Source organism: Aurantimonas sp. A2-1-M11 (assembly GCF_036549475.1).
Lineage (GTDB): Bacteria > Pseudomonadota > Alphaproteobacteria > Rhizobiales > Rhizobiaceae > Aurantimonas.
The window spans coordinates 1-512 of record NZ_JAZHLI010000239.1; the positions used below are offsets into that span (position 1 = coordinate 1).

The 512-nt window shown below is 69.7% G+C and carries 1 pseudogene; it reads left to right on the forward strand.

The features are described 5' to 3' along the window. A pseudogene (tnpC, locus tag VQ042_RS25885) lies at positions 1 to 512 on the forward strand (IS66 family transposase); the annotation flags it as partial.

The following is a 512-nucleotide window of genomic DNA, read 5'->3' on the forward strand; positions in this document are numbered from 1 at the left end:
CCCGTGCGGTTGCGGCGACATGGTGCGCATCGGCGAGGACCGCTCCAGTCGCTTCGACATCGTGCCGGCGCAGTACCGGGTGCTCGTCACGGTGCGCCCGCGCTACGCCTGCCGCACGGCCGCGCCAAGGTCGTGCAGGCGCCGGCTCCGGCGCATCTGATCGAGGGCGGCCTGCCAACCGAGGCCGTGCTCGCCCACGTGATCGTCTCGAAGTACGCCGAGCACATGCCGCTCTACCGCCAGGCACAGGTCTTCGCCCGGCACGGCATCGAGCTGGATCGCTCGACGCTTGCCGAATGGGTCGGCCGAGCCTCCTGGCACCTGTCGTCAGTTGTCGATCGCATGGCGAAGCTCCTCAAGCGCTCCGGCAAGTTGTTCATGGATGAGACTACGGCGCCAGTGCTCGATCCCGGCCGCGGCCGGACCAAGACCGGTTACCTGTGGGCGCTCGCCCGCGACGACCGATCATGGGGTGGCGGCGACCCGCCAGCCGTGGTGTTCCACTACGCGCC